At 41.6% G+C, this 16007-nt stretch carries 11 protein-coding genes; 1 reads left to right on the forward strand and 10 read right to left on the reverse strand.

Going from position 1 to position 16007, the window contains the following annotated elements:
• Positions 1 to 9 precede the first annotated feature (9 nt).
• Positions 10 to 2478, reverse strand: a complete 2469-nt coding sequence (mrcB, locus tag IPZ60_RS06420; RefSeq protein WP_194197018.1) for a penicillin-binding protein 1B — start codon at positions 2476 to 2478, stop codon at positions 10 to 12.
• A 640-nt stretch (positions 2479 to 3118) separates the two neighbouring features.
• On the opposite strand from mrcB, the gene IPZ60_RS06425 reads away from it, so the two are divergent.
• Positions 3119 to 5977 carry a heavy metal translocating P-type ATPase gene (locus IPZ60_RS06425; protein ID WP_194197019.1) on the forward strand — a complete coding sequence of 953 codons (2859 nt, stop codon included), beginning with the start codon at positions 3119 to 3121 and terminating at the stop codon, positions 5975 to 5977.
• 67 nt (positions 5978 to 6044) lie between these two features.
• On the opposite strand, the gene IPZ60_RS06430 is transcribed toward IPZ60_RS06425, so the two are convergent.
• From IPZ60_RS06430 to IPZ60_RS06475, 9 genes are all read right to left on the reverse strand, one after another.
• Positions 6045 to 6653, reverse strand: coding sequence for a hypothetical protein (locus tag IPZ60_RS06430; protein WP_194197020.1), 609 nt, complete (start codon positions 6651 to 6653; stop codon positions 6045 to 6047).
• 92 nt (positions 6654 to 6745) lie between these two features.
• Positions 6746 to 7453 (reverse strand): hypothetical protein, encoded by a 708-nt coding sequence (locus IPZ60_RS06435; RefSeq protein WP_194197021.1) that lies wholly within the window; start codon positions 7451 to 7453, stop codon positions 6746 to 6748.
• Positions 7454 to 7536: 83 nt separating this feature from the next.
• Positions 7537 to 8262 (reverse strand): WG repeat-containing protein, encoded by a 726-nt coding sequence (locus IPZ60_RS06440; protein ID WP_320108723.1) that lies wholly within the window; start codon positions 8260 to 8262, stop codon positions 7537 to 7539.
• A gap of 358 nt (positions 8263 to 8620) precedes the next feature.
• A complete protein-coding gene (locus IPZ60_RS06450) occupies positions 8621 to 9103 on the reverse strand; it encodes a hypothetical protein (RefSeq protein WP_194197023.1) in 483 nt (160 codons plus the stop codon).
• Positions 9104 to 9171: 68 nt separating this feature from the next.
• Entirely contained in the window at positions 9172 to 9852 is a 681-nt protein-coding gene (locus IPZ60_RS06455; RefSeq protein ID WP_194197024.1) for a hypothetical protein, read from the reverse strand.
• Positions 9853 to 10098: 246 nt separating this feature from the next.
• Positions 10099 to 11208, reverse strand: a complete 1110-nt coding sequence (locus IPZ60_RS06460; RefSeq protein ID WP_194197025.1) for a hypothetical protein — start codon at positions 11206 to 11208, stop codon at positions 10099 to 10101.
• Between the two features lie 98 nt (positions 11209 to 11306).
• Positions 11307 to 12344 (reverse strand): hypothetical protein, encoded by a 1038-nt coding sequence (locus IPZ60_RS06465; RefSeq protein ID WP_194197026.1) that lies wholly within the window; start codon positions 12342 to 12344, stop codon positions 11307 to 11309.
• 21 nt (positions 12345 to 12365) lie between these two features.
• Positions 12366 to 15041: a DUF2345 domain-containing protein gene (locus tag IPZ60_RS06470; protein WP_194197027.1), complete on the reverse strand. Its 2676-nt coding sequence runs from the start codon at positions 15039 to 15041 to the stop codon at positions 12366 to 12368.
• A gap of 97 nt (positions 15042 to 15138) precedes the next feature.
• A complete protein-coding gene (locus IPZ60_RS06475; RefSeq protein WP_194197028.1) occupies positions 15139 to 15963 on the reverse strand; it encodes an OmpA family protein in 825 nt (274 codons plus the stop codon).
• Between the last annotated feature and the right edge of the window lie 44 nt (positions 15964 to 16007).

The following is a 16007-nucleotide window of genomic DNA, read 5'->3' on the forward strand; positions in this document are numbered from 1 at the left end:
AAAGCAATGTTAGAACCATTCAACGGCACGTTCATACCAAGTATCAGCACCGTTTTCATCTTGCTCATCACTGTCAGCTTGATTATCGCTATCAACGGCTTCACCATTTGGAATCTCAAAGTTACCTTGCTGGTTTTGCAATTGTGATTGTTCGCGTGCACGGTCTTGCTGATATAGACCAAGCGCACAGCTACTAGCCTCTTCTGGTAGATGTGCTGACAGTACTGGCAGATAACGAGCATCAGTACAACGCTCATTAGAGAGCTTACCTGAGTTATTCTCCAACCATAACCATTCAATGCCTTCAGGCTCTGGTAATGACACAGGCGTCAGCTTGAGACGGTCCATATAATCAACCCAAACTGGTAATGCGCCAGTACCACCGCTTAGACCGATAGGTTTGTTATCATCACGACCAACCCAAACGACACTGACGTAGTTGCCACTATAACCAGCAAACCAAGCATCTCGAAAGTCGTTCGTAGTACCTGTTTTACCCGCCAAGTTTAAATTACTACCAAGTGATTTTGCACGTTTAGCAGAACCAGTTGCGACCACTTGCTGTAGCGCGTAATTCGTTAGGTAGTTGGTCTCAGGCGGGATGCTGCGCTGAGTATTGAGTCCGGTACGTTGCAAGATACGGCCGCGATCATCTATCACCGTACGAATACTATGAATAGGGGTGCGAAAGCCACCAGTCGCAAAGACTTGGTATACGCCAAGCATATCCATTGGGCTGAGATTGACAGAGCCTAGCAATGCTGAAGGGTAAGGTGGTATATCCTCTTTGACACCCATACGCTTTAATTGTTTGGCAAAAGTATCAATCCCAAACTCCATACCTAAGCGTACCGCCGCTTGGTTATATGATTGTGATAGCGCAGTGGTAAGCGGTATATAACCATGATCACGATTGTCGTAGTTCTTCGGGTTCCATTTAGTCCCATCGCTTAGATTGACCGTAATTGGTGAGTCATCTACCGAGCTTGCGAGATTGTAGCGACCGCTTTCAAGCGCTGTCATATAAATGACAGGCTTTAATAATGAGCCGACTTGACGTTTGGCATCGACGGCACGGTTAAAGCCTGTAAACTCACTGCCACTACCGACCACAGATACCAGTTCACCAGTTTCAGGATTGGCACTCACTAGAGCACCTTGTAAATCTTTGGTTTTGCTGCTCTTGCGACGTAACTCACCCAGTTTTTTATCAACGGCTTTGTCTGCTGCCAACTGCGCAATAGGGTCTAACGTACTGATAATAGTTAAACCTTCGTTTTTGAGGTCATCAGAATAATAAACAGTATTCAGTTCACGTTTAACGATATCCAAAAAGTCAGGAAATTGGCTCTTACCCTCAACAGGTTTTTCCACAATATCAAGCGGTCGCTCTATCGCTTTATCATAGTCTTCTTGGCTAAGTGACTCTACGGCCAGCATATTGCCTAAGACAATATTACGGCGTTCTTTTGAGTCATTTGGATTGCGACGTGGATTATAGATACTTGGGCCTTTTGCCATACCTACAAGCATGGCTTGCTGATCTAAACGCAGCTCTTTAAGTGGTTTGCCAAAATAAAACTGTGAGGCCAAGCCAAAACCATTGATAGAGCGCTTACCATTCTGACCTAAATAAATCTCGTTTAGATACGTCTGTAGAATCTCGTCTTTGCTGTAATGCAATTCAAGTAATACAGCCATCAATGCTTCGTTGGCTTTGCGTTTTAGCGTACGGTCTGAGTTGAGATAGAAGTTTTTGATCAACTGCTGAGTAATGGTCGAGCCACCCTGTCTAGAGCCACCAGAGAAGTTATTTATTACGGCGCGTGCGATACCGCGTACAGATACCCCTTTGTGCTCGTAAAACCCACGGTCTTCCGTGGCGATCAACGCGTCGATGAGCGGCTGTGGCACGTCATCTAATGAGACGACCATACGATCTTCATTACTGTCTGGGTAGATACCACCAATATTGACAGGTTCTAAGCGAATGATGCCGCTCTTGGCAGGTAAAGTGCTCTGTACCGATGAAATCTTATTACCATTAATAGTCATTTTGATGACTTGCTCTTTGTCCACATCATTGGCGCTATAAGTAAAGCCACGCGTATGGATAAAGTAGGTATTGCCTGACTTGTGATAAGTGCCAGTTCGATCATAAGCTTTATTGTTTTGATAATTGAGCAATTCTAGCCAAGTTTTCATCGTATCTGTATCGACACTAGCACCTTGATATAATTCAAGTGGCTGTGAATATACTTTGGCAGGAATGTCCCAACGCTTACCCTCGAACTTATGGGTAATGGTACGATCAAGTTTGATTAAGTATAGCGCGAGCAGCACCATACCCGCGATAATGACAATTAATATAAGACTACTAAATACCAAGCCGCGCTGCTGTGAAGGTAGCGTGCTTACAATAGGTCTAGCAGACTGTGGCAACTGGGTATTTGGTAGCTTGGAATTGGATTTTTGCACTGATATCGCACCATTTTGGGATAAAAAACTGCTTCATAATGACGCAAAATGACAAATTTTTCAATCTATCATCGTCAAAGTCGGCATTCATTGGTATTAAACTATGAGCATTGAGACTGCTTACCTTACTTGCTTATAGTATAATCTTTATTAAAATATTCACATTAATATAAACGCATCAAGAGCTTTTAATTGCTTTTATGGATGCCATATAGAATAGTCGTTCACAATAGCAATTTAATCTTGCTACAAAGATGTGTTTTTTATGAATTATCCGCTGTTATTGTTGCGTGTTACTTTATGCTAGTAAAGCTAAGAGCTACGGAGTGTCATCAATTAGCACATTAATACATTTGGTGGCCTTAAAATGGCTAAATTTTGCTAAACATCGTCAGAAATTTTGCCAATATGTTCATATTAACGGCAATTTCTTCCTTGTTTATCTACAATTTTTCTCATTTTAAGCCTCACAATCAAATTGATGACACGCCCTAGCTAAAATTGCTGTTTTATTTGGTTTTATAATATAAGCATTGAGTACCGTTAATGATAGCAAGCTGCACGCGAAGCGAATTTACTTGAAACGAACTCGAAACGAATAAGGTTCGAGCAAATCTGTCTAAAGGAAGTAAGCGCGATTATGTCTAGTGTCCCTCCATCAATAGCCTCTACCCCAAACCATCATTATGAAGACAACTCGATCATTGAAGGTCTAGTGCTGCCACTTGCGGGCGATTGCTTCCATTGCGGTGATCCTGTACCGCAGCCGCCATTCTATGCTGAGATATTGGGTCAATCACGTGAGATGTGCTGTATGGGTTGTCAATTGGCAGCGCAGAGTATCGTAGAGGCAGGACTGGAGCAGTATTATCTGGATCGCTCGGAGATTAGTCGTACGGCAAGCTTGCCTACTCAAATGACACGCCTTGAGGCTTATGATCATGACGAGATAAAGCAGCAGTTTGTGTATGCGCAGGATGGTATGTCGGTGGCAGAATTATCTGTCAATAATCTACGTTGTGCGGCGTGTACGTGGTTGATTGAATCACGTCTCGACGAGTTGGATGGTATCAGTAAATGTCAGGTAAATCTGACGAATCAACGTATGAGGGTGATTTGGAACGAAGATAAGCTACCGATTAGCCGTATTCTGGCCGTTATCAATGAGATCGGCTATGAAGCCAAGCCTTATCGTCAAGACACGCATGAGGCCATGCTGGCACGCCATACTAATCAAATGCTATTGCGCCTTGGCATCGCTGCGCTGGGTTCGATGCAAGCAATGATGTACGCCGTGGCGCTCTATTTTGGTGAATATAGCGATATGCTGATATTGCAGCGTGATTTTCTACGTTGGGTCTCATTGTTCGTCAGTACGCCAGTATTCTTTTATGCTGGACTACCATTTTTTACATCAGCATGGTCAGCGGTTCGTGCCCGCCAAGTCAATATGGACGTGCCTGTCAGTATTGCGCTAATTGTGACTTTTTTCGCCAGTCTCTATGCCACGATTACTGGGCAAGGGGAAACGTATTACGATTCAGTTAGCATGTTTATTTTCTTCTTATTAGCGGGGCGTTACATCGAGCATAATGCTCGCCTAAAAGCTGCGACTATGGCCAATGATTTGGTGGTGGTTGAACCAGTATTGGTTCAAAAAGTTGCGGAAGATAAAGAAGCTGCCGAGCGTATTTTGCAACAGATTTCGCAGAATATGCTCAATGAAACGGCTAGCAGTGAAGAAGATGGCACGGCTGATATTTCACGTGATAATGTGGACGCTATAAGCAACCAAAATTTATCAAGTGCTATGCCCAATTTTATGAAGAGCATAGACGATAATGTTCATGAGTTGACCGTACGTATTGCCCAAGACTGGCAGCAATCACGCAATCAGCGATTTTCTTTATCAAAACAAGAATCAAAACCAGAGCCAACAACAAACATCAGCGTCGAAGATAAAAATAGTACACCAGACAAAAAAATGGTGACCGCTCACAGCTTGCAAGTGGGTGACATCATCATGGTAGAAGCTGGATCTGAAATTATCAGTGATGGTGTCTTACTCAGTCCAACCGCCACAGTCTCGCAAAGTCTACTGACGGGTGAGGGCGACTTGATTATCAAGACCCAAGGCGACTATATCGTTGGTGGTGCGCAAAATGACAGTCAACCGTTTGAGATGCTAGTCACCGCACTACCAGAAGACAGTCAGATAGGCTTGATAGATAGACTTATGAACCGCGCCATGAGTGAAAAGCCAAAACTGGCACAGCAAGCAGATAAGCTGGCACGCTGGTTCGTGGCGCGGATTTTAGTATTATCCGTCTTGGTGTTTATCGGTTGGTATATCGTTGATCCAAGCCAAGCCATTTGGGCTACCGTCGCAGTATTGGTTGCAACTTGTCCTTGTGCGTTGTCTTTGGCGACACCTATTGCCCTGACGGTATCGACGAATCGGTTGGCGAGCTATGGGTTTTTGACGACGCGTGGACATACGCTGCAGACGCTCGCTGAAATAACCCATGTGGCTTTTGATAAAACGGGTACGCTGACTTATGGTAAGCCAAACTTACTCAATATCGAATTAACTGATGCTCTGAATCAAACAGATATAGAAGGTTCAGCATTATCAGACCAAAAAGATAAAGTCTTAGCCATCGCCGCTGCTCTAGAAGTGGGTAGTCGCCATCCAATTGCCCATGCATTGTTGACTGCGGCTTATCAATTGCACCTGCCAGCCACGCAAGCATTACAGCATTATCCAGCGGGTGGGGTAGAAGCAATGATCGACGGTGTGTTATATCGAATTGGTCATGTAGATTTTGCCTTAGACAACACCAATGGTTCTAGTGCAAATAATGATATAACCATTGATTTAGTAGCTCAGCGTGCTAGCTCAGCGGTAGTCTTGTCTCGTCAAAATGACGATTCAGACGATTGGCAGGCGCTGGCGTGTTTTTACTTTAATGATAAGGTGCGTGACAGTGCTAAGTCGATGCTTGATACACTGAAAGCGCTAGGCATTGAGTCTGTGATGCTGACTGGTGATCCAAGTCCGCAAGCGTTAGTAATGGCGAAAGGTTTGGGTATGGAGTCTGCCTATAATGGTCTATCGCCAACCGATAAGGTTAACCATATTCAAAAATTGCAGTCTGAAGGTGCAGTAGTACTGATGGTTGGTGATGGTATCAATGATGCACCTGTACTGGCAGCGGCAGATGTCTCGACCTCGATTGCTGGCGCGGCAGATTTGGCGCAAGTATCGAGCGATAGTATTATCTTAAATGGTCAAATAGAGGCTATTACTGCTGCCAAACGTATCGCTGATAAAACAGAGCGTATCATCAAGCAAAACTTTCGCTGGGCACTGTTATATAACAGTATTGTGTTGATACCAGCCGCTTTGGGTTACGTGCCACCATGGCTCGCTGCTATTGGTATGTCACTCAGCTCATTGTTTGTGGTATTGAATGCTTTACGCTTGAAGCGTGCTTAGGAGTGATTATAGAAACTGTACTATGGTTAACAAAAGGCGCTAGGGCAATTTAAATCAACATGACATACTATCTAACCATCATTCCAGTTTCATAATAAATAACAAGAGGCTCATGCAAGGTATATTGTTGTGAGTTCAACATTATTTTTGAAGTCATGAGTACCTGAGCGTATTCATTATTTACAGTCATCCACTCTATTGGCGTCGTTTTAGCTGAATCAATAGGATTTCCTGGAGAAGTTAGTTTGCCTTTGTTTTGGCCTTCAACTTGAGAAATGTCGTATTTAAAGAACTGACTATTATGTACTCCTTCAATATAGCATTCAGACCTTACGTCATGATAACAGTAAACTAATATCTCTTTAGTTGGATGAACTAAATAAACTACTTTCCTAGGATCAGTCAATCTTAAAATATTATTCAGAGAACTCTGTGCATTATACTCTAGGGTGTCTGAGGTTTCTAATATTCCAGCGTTACTATTATTTTGATGAGTTCTTTGTAAGCTATCAGGTGAAATGTTACCTAAATTATTCGATGAAGGATAAGAATTTTCAACGTTAGAGTCAGTAGCTACATTACGGCTATTTTGTTCGATGCTCAGTGTTTTATCTATAGCGTCGGTCGTATCGCAACCGAGTAATAGCACTGATAGTATTAATATTAAGTTTTTCATAGTTTATCCGCAGTTGCAGACCTAAGTGAGTTTGTACAGCCTGCTAATGACAGTGACATTGCTATAAAAATAAGTTTAATCATGTTCAGTATCTAACTGATTGATAAGATTGTTAAAAAAGAAAATTTGCACTCTTTAATAGGGTGATTGGTTCTGTTTATGCCCCAAATCTCGAACAATATATCGTTATAGCGAACATAGCTATGCAGCGTTTCTCCATCACTCAATACGTCATTATTTTCAACTTTAACTGAATATTTTTGATAAAGCTGATCCAGTATTGCAGCAGCTTTTTCGTGATCGTTAATTACTAAATTAACAGTTGCTGTCATGCCGAACTTTTCTTGATCTAATAGCTGATGTCCATATTTCTTTCTCTTATTTACATTTAAGGGAGAGTAAGTAACTTTAGTTATTTTTTCTGATTTCGAAAAACTACCATCACCTTTGATCTTAAGAAAGCCATTAATCTCACTTAATAAAAAGTCGCGTTCAAAGTGATTAGAATAACTTATTTTTTCCCATAAAGGAGATGCTTCTAATCTTTCAATAAATAGCTCTTTCGGTACGACATCAATGGGAGTCTCTCTGCGCACTCCTGTATCAGGTAGTTCAGGCTTAATGTCGTATTCTGAGGGTTCATAGCATCTTACTGGTTTTTTATTATTTACAGGTTTATTTATTACTGCCTGTTCATCATCTTGCAGTAGTGCTGGCTCACTAGCCATGACTTTTGAAGTACTCAAGCTTGTACAACTTGCTAATGACAGTGACATTGCTATAAAAATAAGTTTAACCACGAAACACACCTAATTAATTGTCAAGCCTGTTAAAAGAGTTAAGTTTATCTGTACGGATTTGACGGCAGAGGTCAAACCTTTTGTTATTCAAGCTGATATAAATAATCAGTAGTAACTGGAGTATCCAGACGTTTTCCACTCATAGTTATTAAAAAGGTTTCATCATCTTTGATAACCTGAGATTCTCCATCTCTGAATCTATCAGCGTCATCATATATAAATGGAATAACGACTTCTCCTTTTTTATTAATAAATCCCCATTTGTTATTTAGCTTAACGTTCGCTAAGCCTTCATGGAAATCATAGCCTTCATCGTATTGACACTCAATCACTTCTACAAATTGCTTATTGATAAAGCCGCGTTTACCATTCCTTTGAACTGATGCGAACCCTTCATTGAACATATCTATATTGTCATACTCAAAAGGTAGTAGAACATCACCTTTTGTATTTATGAGTCCCCATTTATTATTTAATTGAACGTTTGCCAATCCCTCATAAAAGTGAGAGGAGCGTTCATATAAAAAATCTATAATGACGTTTCCTTGGCGATCTATATAGCCCATTTTGCCATTTTTTTGCACTCTGGAATAACCTTCAATAAAATCTCCTGCAAATGAGTACTCAGGCGCAATGACAACTTCTCCCTTATATTTATAGCCCCATTTACCTTCAGATTCAAAGGGTCTGAAATCATAATCATCTATTGTAGATGGGACCGATAGAGATTTGTATAGATAGATTGATTCATTGCTCGGTGTTCCCTCATGGCTATTTTTTCTATACTTAAAACTTGGTTTGCGTCCAATGAATTATTAGTATTTATTTTTGTATCATCTATTGTGCAGCCACAGAAGATAAACGTGGAGGTTAATAAGATCAAATTTTTCATAGTAAATTATGCACAGTTACAACGCGCTTTGTTATGTAAAAAATACAACTAATGAATTTTTAGGCTACTCAACATATCAAACCTACAGTGTTCAAATTCATGAATAGTATTTCGCCCCCACATCTCAAAGAGTAAGCCATCAAATCGAATATAAGAGAAATAGATATCAGTATCTTTTAACTTAATATCATTTTTAACTTTTTCACTGTAGTCACTATACAACTCATTTAATATCTCTTCAGATTTTTCGCGGTCATCTAAAACTAGGTTGAGGGTCATGAGCTCATACCAAATCTATCGAGTGCTATGAGCTCATGACCATACTGTTTTCTGGCATGCACGCTGTTAAAATGGTAAGAAATACTATTAAGTTGATTATTACCACCTATATCTAGTAAATGTAGATCTCCATTTATTTTTCCCAGTTCAATACGCCGATCAAAATGATTTCTATGAGTTAGCTGAGTATATAACGGCGATTTCTCAAACCGCTCTAAAAATAAGTCTTTGTCCATCACGTCGATAAATTTGTCTCTTTGCACACCAGTATCGATAACTTTTACTTTTTCTTTAGCATAGCGACTACGTTTATATTCGACGCAGGGGGCTAGGTTTGTAAAATCAGGACGATCTAAATAAATATCTCTATAGGCGTCAAATTTTGAGTCAAACACTGGTTCTATGGGTTGCGCTTTACTTTGAGTCGATAGGCTCAACAAAATGATAGTACTGATTGCTTGAAGGTGTTTTAAATACATAACAAAGCCCACTGTTTGATTTGATTACTGATATTGATATACACTTCTATTACTATCTAATCTTGAGATTAATATAAAGACAAATCTGTTCTATTATCAAACTCACATGATGTTAAATCCACCATCGCATACTTTGATTGTTTTTGTTGAACAGTGCAGCCTTTATATTTAGTAATCTTAGGGCTACTGATGAGCTCCTGAAAAAACACTTTAGGGTTATCTGCTCCGCTTATATCTAACATTTTATATACGGCATCTTTATGTATGTTATTAAAAGGTTCAAGTGGTTGATAGTTACCTCTTAAGTTAGACATCTTAACAAAGTATTTATTATTCACTTTATCCAAAGAGTAATCTAAAATAGCATCATCATAATATTGAATGACCGCAAAAAATCCATATTCAGTTTCGTCAAATTGTTTGTTTTTTATTTGTTTTTCATTTTGGTTTTTACTAAAGGAATTTCTAATCTTCCTTACATTTTCTTCAGGCAAAAAAAATGGTTTATGAGCTTGTTTGGCGGGTGTTCTAGTAATAAATGGAGTCGGGTCTGTTGTATTGAACGCCTGTTGTATTTGAGGTTTAGTATTAGAGGGCGATACGCTCTCATCACGGCTATTTTTATCCGGTGTTTTAGTGGTTTTTATTGCTTTAGCTGAATCTGGAGTAAGTGAGTCTGAAGAGGTAGAGTCACAGGCGACAAATATTGTAGTAATCACTAGAGTAAGTGTTAGTTTCATTACCTTCATATAGACCTCTTGTAGTCTGTGTATATTGAGTCTTAGTCACTTTGTGGTCATTGACCTGACGTCCCAGTCCCGTTGCCAATTGTGTTAAACGCTCAGCTAGATGTTGACCACCCAATGCTGTTTGGGTGAGAGTCGGAGTGTGCTGTTGATAGTTATGTTGTCTAGATTGCACATGAGTTTGCGGCTGGGTGGAGAAGACAATAATAGAAAACCACCCGAAGGTGGCTTAAGTAAAATAATAAAAGACTAACCTTGCTCACCATCAAACTGCCAAATCACTTCACCCCAGTTGTTGTTTGAATAGTCTGGCATGCGCTCGCCTTGCTTAAAGTAAGCACGACTGTCATATTTTGCTTGTGTGAACCAGTAGCCTGATTTTGGGCAGGGCTGGTTCGGTAGACAGCGCCCCTTTGCTTGACTAGTGATTTCAGGTTCAGGTTGTTCTTCTAGATAGGGCGTTAAGTCTTCACCAGCATCTATTTTCTCAAGAAATTCATCATAAGTTAATTTATAAGGATCTGTATTGATTATTTTTTGAGTATCAAAGCCTGTTTTTTGTTTTACGAGTGGAAAGGTATAGCTGGTTAAATACTTATCAATCGTCAAGCCTTTCGCGACTACTTTTGATTCAGAAGACAGTTTTGCAACAAATGGTGGGTTAGAGTATTGTTTAGCGAAAGACTCTAGTGCTCTATCATGATTTTCTGGTTCAACGTGCCTATAAATTTCATGAAGTTGATCATGAAAATCATAAGCGAACAAAATGGTCGTATCACCACTGTCTTCAACATTTCGCCACATCTCTATTTTTAAGAAAATATCCGTACCATGTCGCAGGTACCAACGATGAATGTAAGAAGTGATTTGATTAAATTGCTCAAAACTCAGTGGATAGCGATAATCGAGATAAGAGGCATCACCACCCGCTAGTGCGTAGTCAAGTGCAGTTTTAGGAGTAATACGCGGTGCAATAAAATCAAAGTTATACTCCCAACCTTGTTTCTCTAATTGCTTAAAAATAGTCTGTACTTGCTCATATGCTTCTTTATCAGTAATATTCTTTGGGTCTTTACCTCGAAGAAAGGTCGCTATTGTAAAGTCCGGTAGGCGATATTCTTTGACACGTGTATCATCCATTACGTTAACAAAGCTGACATTGTTCAGTATTAGCTGCCCGTTTGGATAGTTGAACTGAGCGGTAACTTGACTGCCTGTAGGAAAATCGAAGCCTTTTTGATCACGTCCGATTGGCCCTTTAGTCAGCTTTTGGAAGTTCTTAAAGTCTACATTTTTGTCGTATAGCTCCTCGGCAGTTACATGTAGCGTTAATTCTAAAAACTGATCTGGAGAAGGCATTACATAATCCTTGTTATTGCTATGGCAGGTCACATAGGTAGTTAGACCCATTAAAGTTAGTATAAGAACTATGATTCTTTTATTTGTTAGATGCTTCATCATAACCAACCTGCCATTATTTTAAGCTGTTTGTGAATATAGCTTTTTTCTTTACCAAACATATAACTTTCAAAAAGATCCGCTATACCATAAATCCATTTCATTCGGTCTTCGACGTTTTCAAGTACAATACCTTTATGAGCTTTTGACTCGTAATCACCATGATCATTGGCGCTTAGGGTTAGCTTTAAACCTGGGGCAACAGCAGAAAATGTCCGTTGAGAAGCAATATCTGCTTTAGCTTCCTCTGTTTCATAGATTAGAGGCTGTAGAATCATACGCTGTTCATGATCGGCAAGAGATAATAAGTTCATATGTTGGTATTGTTGTTTTTTTGCAGGGTTGCTTTCTTTCGTACAAGACTCTGCAGCTGCAAACGCCACTTTAATAAAATTATTAGTCTGTAAGCTTTTTATTTTTGGCAAGGCTTCTGCTGCCCATACGTCTGCATTATTGACTTTAATTCTTGTATTCGCATTAAGGGTTGACCAATTACGTAGTGGCTCACAGGCCGTAAAGCTTGAATAGCCATAACGATTATTATAATAATGCCAACCAGCAATATCTTGGAATAACCAAAAGTTCCCTCTACCAAGCCAGTTCATCGTACTTGTCATTGAAATGCTATCACCAAGCTGTGCTCTAAAGCCATCAAGTGCAAAACTAACTTCTTTACTGGCAAAAGCTCCCAGCGCCATCCAAAAGTAGCGTCCTTTATATCTATGGTTGCCGCTTATTTCTGTTTCTAAATAAAACCGAGCATAAGTAGCGGCAATACGTCTCGCCCGATTAACATAGGCCTGCCTTCGAGAGGACGGTATTATGGTATGGTCTGAGTGATTCGTAGTTCTATTAGGATCAACTTCTCTTGTCGAGTCGAATCTAGACCTAGAAAGACAAAATTCTTGTACATGAGTCCATAAGTCAGGGCATGTTACTGTTACAGCTCTAGAGCTGTTTCTAGTTGTGTTAGTTTTCGCTTTATCTAATAGTTCTGAATAAAGTGGGGCGTTATAGGTTCCTATTTTACTAACCATCTTTGTATTCCCTATATTCTTTTATTTACCGTAGTACTTTAAGTCTACCTTTACCTGCAATTCATCTTCTTTATCACCTGAGTCTATTCTAGGAGTTTTACCTTCAATATCGGATTCTGACCTTATATTCGTATTTTTTCCCGTTAATAGGTATTTCATATCTGGTAGCGGATTACCCATGGGGTCTATCAATTGTATCTGCTCATCAAAAAACTCTTTTTCCATCAGTTTATCGAAAGGTAGACGTGATAAGTAATTACCATCCATCCCGCCGCCATCACGACTATGCTTACCAGCCTTCTCCGTAAACTGCATCGCCGCAATCGTAATATCACCGCCATCTAATGTGATACTTGCACCGCCCGCCGTCAGCGTAATTTTATTCGTTGCCACTATCTCAACCTCCTTGGTCGAGGATGACATATTCACCTCTTGCTTCGCCGTCGCTTCAAACTTCCCTGTATGCGCAGACAGCATAATATGGTCTTTCGCATTTGTCATACTGAACTGACCATCAGCGACTATCGTCAAAGACTCACTACTGATCTGATGATGATCATCACCACTACTCACCATCATATCTTGCTGAGTAGTGGTAACCATCTCACCCATAGATCGCTGAATCAGCGTATCGTCACTGACATAGCTCGTATCAGCAGCGCCATCGATCAGCGTGTAGGGCACTTGTTGATGGGTTTTGGATTGCTGCTCCTCTGTGATGTTTTCTAACTGATTTTTAATCGCTTTGTGGTCGTTGACATGACGTCCCAGTCCCGTTGCCAATTGTGTTAAGCGTTCAGCCAGATGTTGACCACCCAAAGCTGTTTGAGTCAGAGTCGGGGTATGCTGTTGATAGTTATGCTGTCCAGATTGCGCATGAGTTTGCAGCTGGGTTGTGAGGACGAGGGCTTCGCCAGACTTCATATTGATTTGAGCATTAGTATTGGCATTGATGCCTTGACGTTTACTACTGGCGCCATTACCTTCAGCATTGATAATCCCCATCTTGAGTGTGGCAGCTACTTGACCATCATCGACGTTCAGCTGTGAGTACGCTTGCTCATCTCTATGATCGCTGATCCATTCTGATAGTCCATTGTCTGTATTGCGATAGCCACTCTCAACAGCTTGCTCATTGTCCGTGGTGAATAGGCTAGGGCGTGTGTTAGACAATAAGCTACCAGTATTGATTAAGTGCTCGCCATCACCGATAGACTGCATCAGGGTTTGGTCATCAGTTCTATGAGTGAAGTGACTGCCATAGTTGGCACCTGCTTGGGCTTCTAATCGATTGATAGGTTGGGCAGGACTGTCAAGCAGATAGCTTTTGGTTGGGGTCATGTGATTGCGACTGTCGGTATCGCTTTGATCATCTGTGATACCAGTCATTGGCGGTAGCACGCGTTTGCTATATAAACTACCCACCCACGGCGTGTCTGCGGTAATCAGACGCAGCTGGGTCAAGTGAATGCCTGCCTCTAACTGTGAGGCATGGCGTTCATGATGCCGACGACTGATGGTCAGTCCTGTCACGTGTGCCAGACTGTTGCGCGCCAAGTGAACGATATGAGTGGCACGATAGTGCTGATTGAGATGGTTGTGATCGACCAGTATAAAGGTATCGGCAACATTCAAATCAGTGGCATGAGCAAGTGCATGATAGACGCTGTGATGGCTTTGATGACTGTTTGCTACGACAGTCGCTTCATCGATGGTCTCGGTATCTGTCACGGGCGCAAATGCGGCAGGGGTGTCTAACGTGAGTGATTTGCTATTTGCTTGATTGTCCTCGTCAGCGCTATTTTCATCAGTGCTGGTGTTTATGGTAACGTCAGCGGACTGAGTGGGATGTGCGACACTGGCACTATTAAAACGCTGCATTGTCACGGAGCTTGGCTGAGTGATGATTTGCTCACTCAGTGCCAATACTGGCGCATGTACGCGGTCGTGTAATACTTGCTGGTAGCGTATCGCACCAATGTTTGCGCTGATGCCCTCGCTATCGCTTGGATTCGCTGTAGTGATAATGAGTTTTGGCGGTGTATGTTCGTCCGTTTGCTCATGACGCAGATAGGCTGTCAGTCCTTGACGTGCAAGCCGCTCACAAATATGCGTCCAGTCACTGATTTGCCATTGGGTCATGCGTGCAGGTGTCCAGCTAGCGTCTTCACTGCTGCTATCATCGACGGTCTCTATCTCTAAGGTAGCAGTGCGTTCTGCCACCATTGATTGTACTGATAGGTCAGTATCTATATGACAGCGTTGGTGTTGATGCAGGCGATAAGTAATGGGCTGTGCGAGCAGACGATAATAACCATAGCTGCCATCGTGATCCATTTGATGTACGGCCGTTAGGTATAAATGACGATAGCTTAGACCGCTCGGGGTATCGAAGCTCAAGGTAAGCGGAGTGCCGATTAAGTAGGTGAGCGATGTAAAAGGCGGATGGTGACGTTCATGAATATAGACATGAAGCAGGTAAGTGTCGATACCGTGCTGCTGATATTGCTCATTCCCATTGGGGTTTAGCTGGGCAACGATATCATCTTCAGAAGATGCTTGAATCAGCTTATTCTGCCACGCTTTATGGTCATTGATGTCTTGATGAGCACTCGCATAGGGAGCTTGTGTACTGCCCTCACTGGCATAGAGCCTGTCAGGATGCATGGGAAGTACAGTATTGGTCAAGCGTAACATAGTTATGTCCCTATTCTTTGCGCAATGGCATCATGTTTTTTGAGCGCTGGCATCAAAATATAACTGCTTGTCTGCCATTGTCACGCGTACAGCCGTGTTATTCAGCGAGGGTAAATTCGATACGGCGATTACGAGTACGCCCCTCTTCATTGTCATTACTGGCGATGGGGTCTGCGTCCCCTTTACCTGTAGTGCTGAGACGTGCTGCACTGATGTTTCGACCGATGAGGTATTGCTTGACCGCTTCTGCACGCTTATTTGATAACACCAAGTTCGAACTAGGGTTGCCGACATTATCCGTATGTCCAGTGATGGTCACGGGCTTATCACCGACCCGCTGCAACACGCCTGCCATATCGTCTAAAATACCAAGCCCCATGGGGGTTAGTGTGGTGCTACCTGATTCAAACTCAACGATACGATTGCCTAATGTGTCGTCGAGGAGACGTTGCTCCCCCTCTACGACGACCAGTTGATTGTCCAACTGATAGAGGTCGGTTAGACGGGTATGAATGCGATTTTGAATTGCTTGTTTTTGTTCAAGGCTGCTTACTTTGCCATGTAAGCTAATGGTCGTACCATGGATGTCGATACGGCCTTGGCTAATATTGGATATGTCGCTATCGATAATGGCAGTGGCTACCTGTTGCCAATTGGTCGGTATACTAATGTTCGAGCGCACTTCGATCTCGTCTCTGACCGTTTTATTAGGATATTGTGCTTTTAGTTTTTCGAGAAGCTGTTGCTTATCTGAGCTGGTCGCGACCACACCTTTGATGACAACTGGTACGTTGCGTGATAGACCGTCATCTTGTGCTGCAAATACAACCGCACTGAGAGGAAGTATCATCGCGGATACTAATAGTAGTTTCTTGGAGTGACCAGCAAGCTTAGATGGTAATATTTTGGAGAGGACTTTCATTGAAGTGCCTTTTAATCTTTATATTATTGAGCAGTTATTAAATA

This window comes from Psychrobacter sp. NG25, from assembly GCF_015234355.1.
Taxonomy (GTDB): domain Bacteria; phylum Pseudomonadota; class Gammaproteobacteria; order Pseudomonadales; family Moraxellaceae; genus Psychrobacter.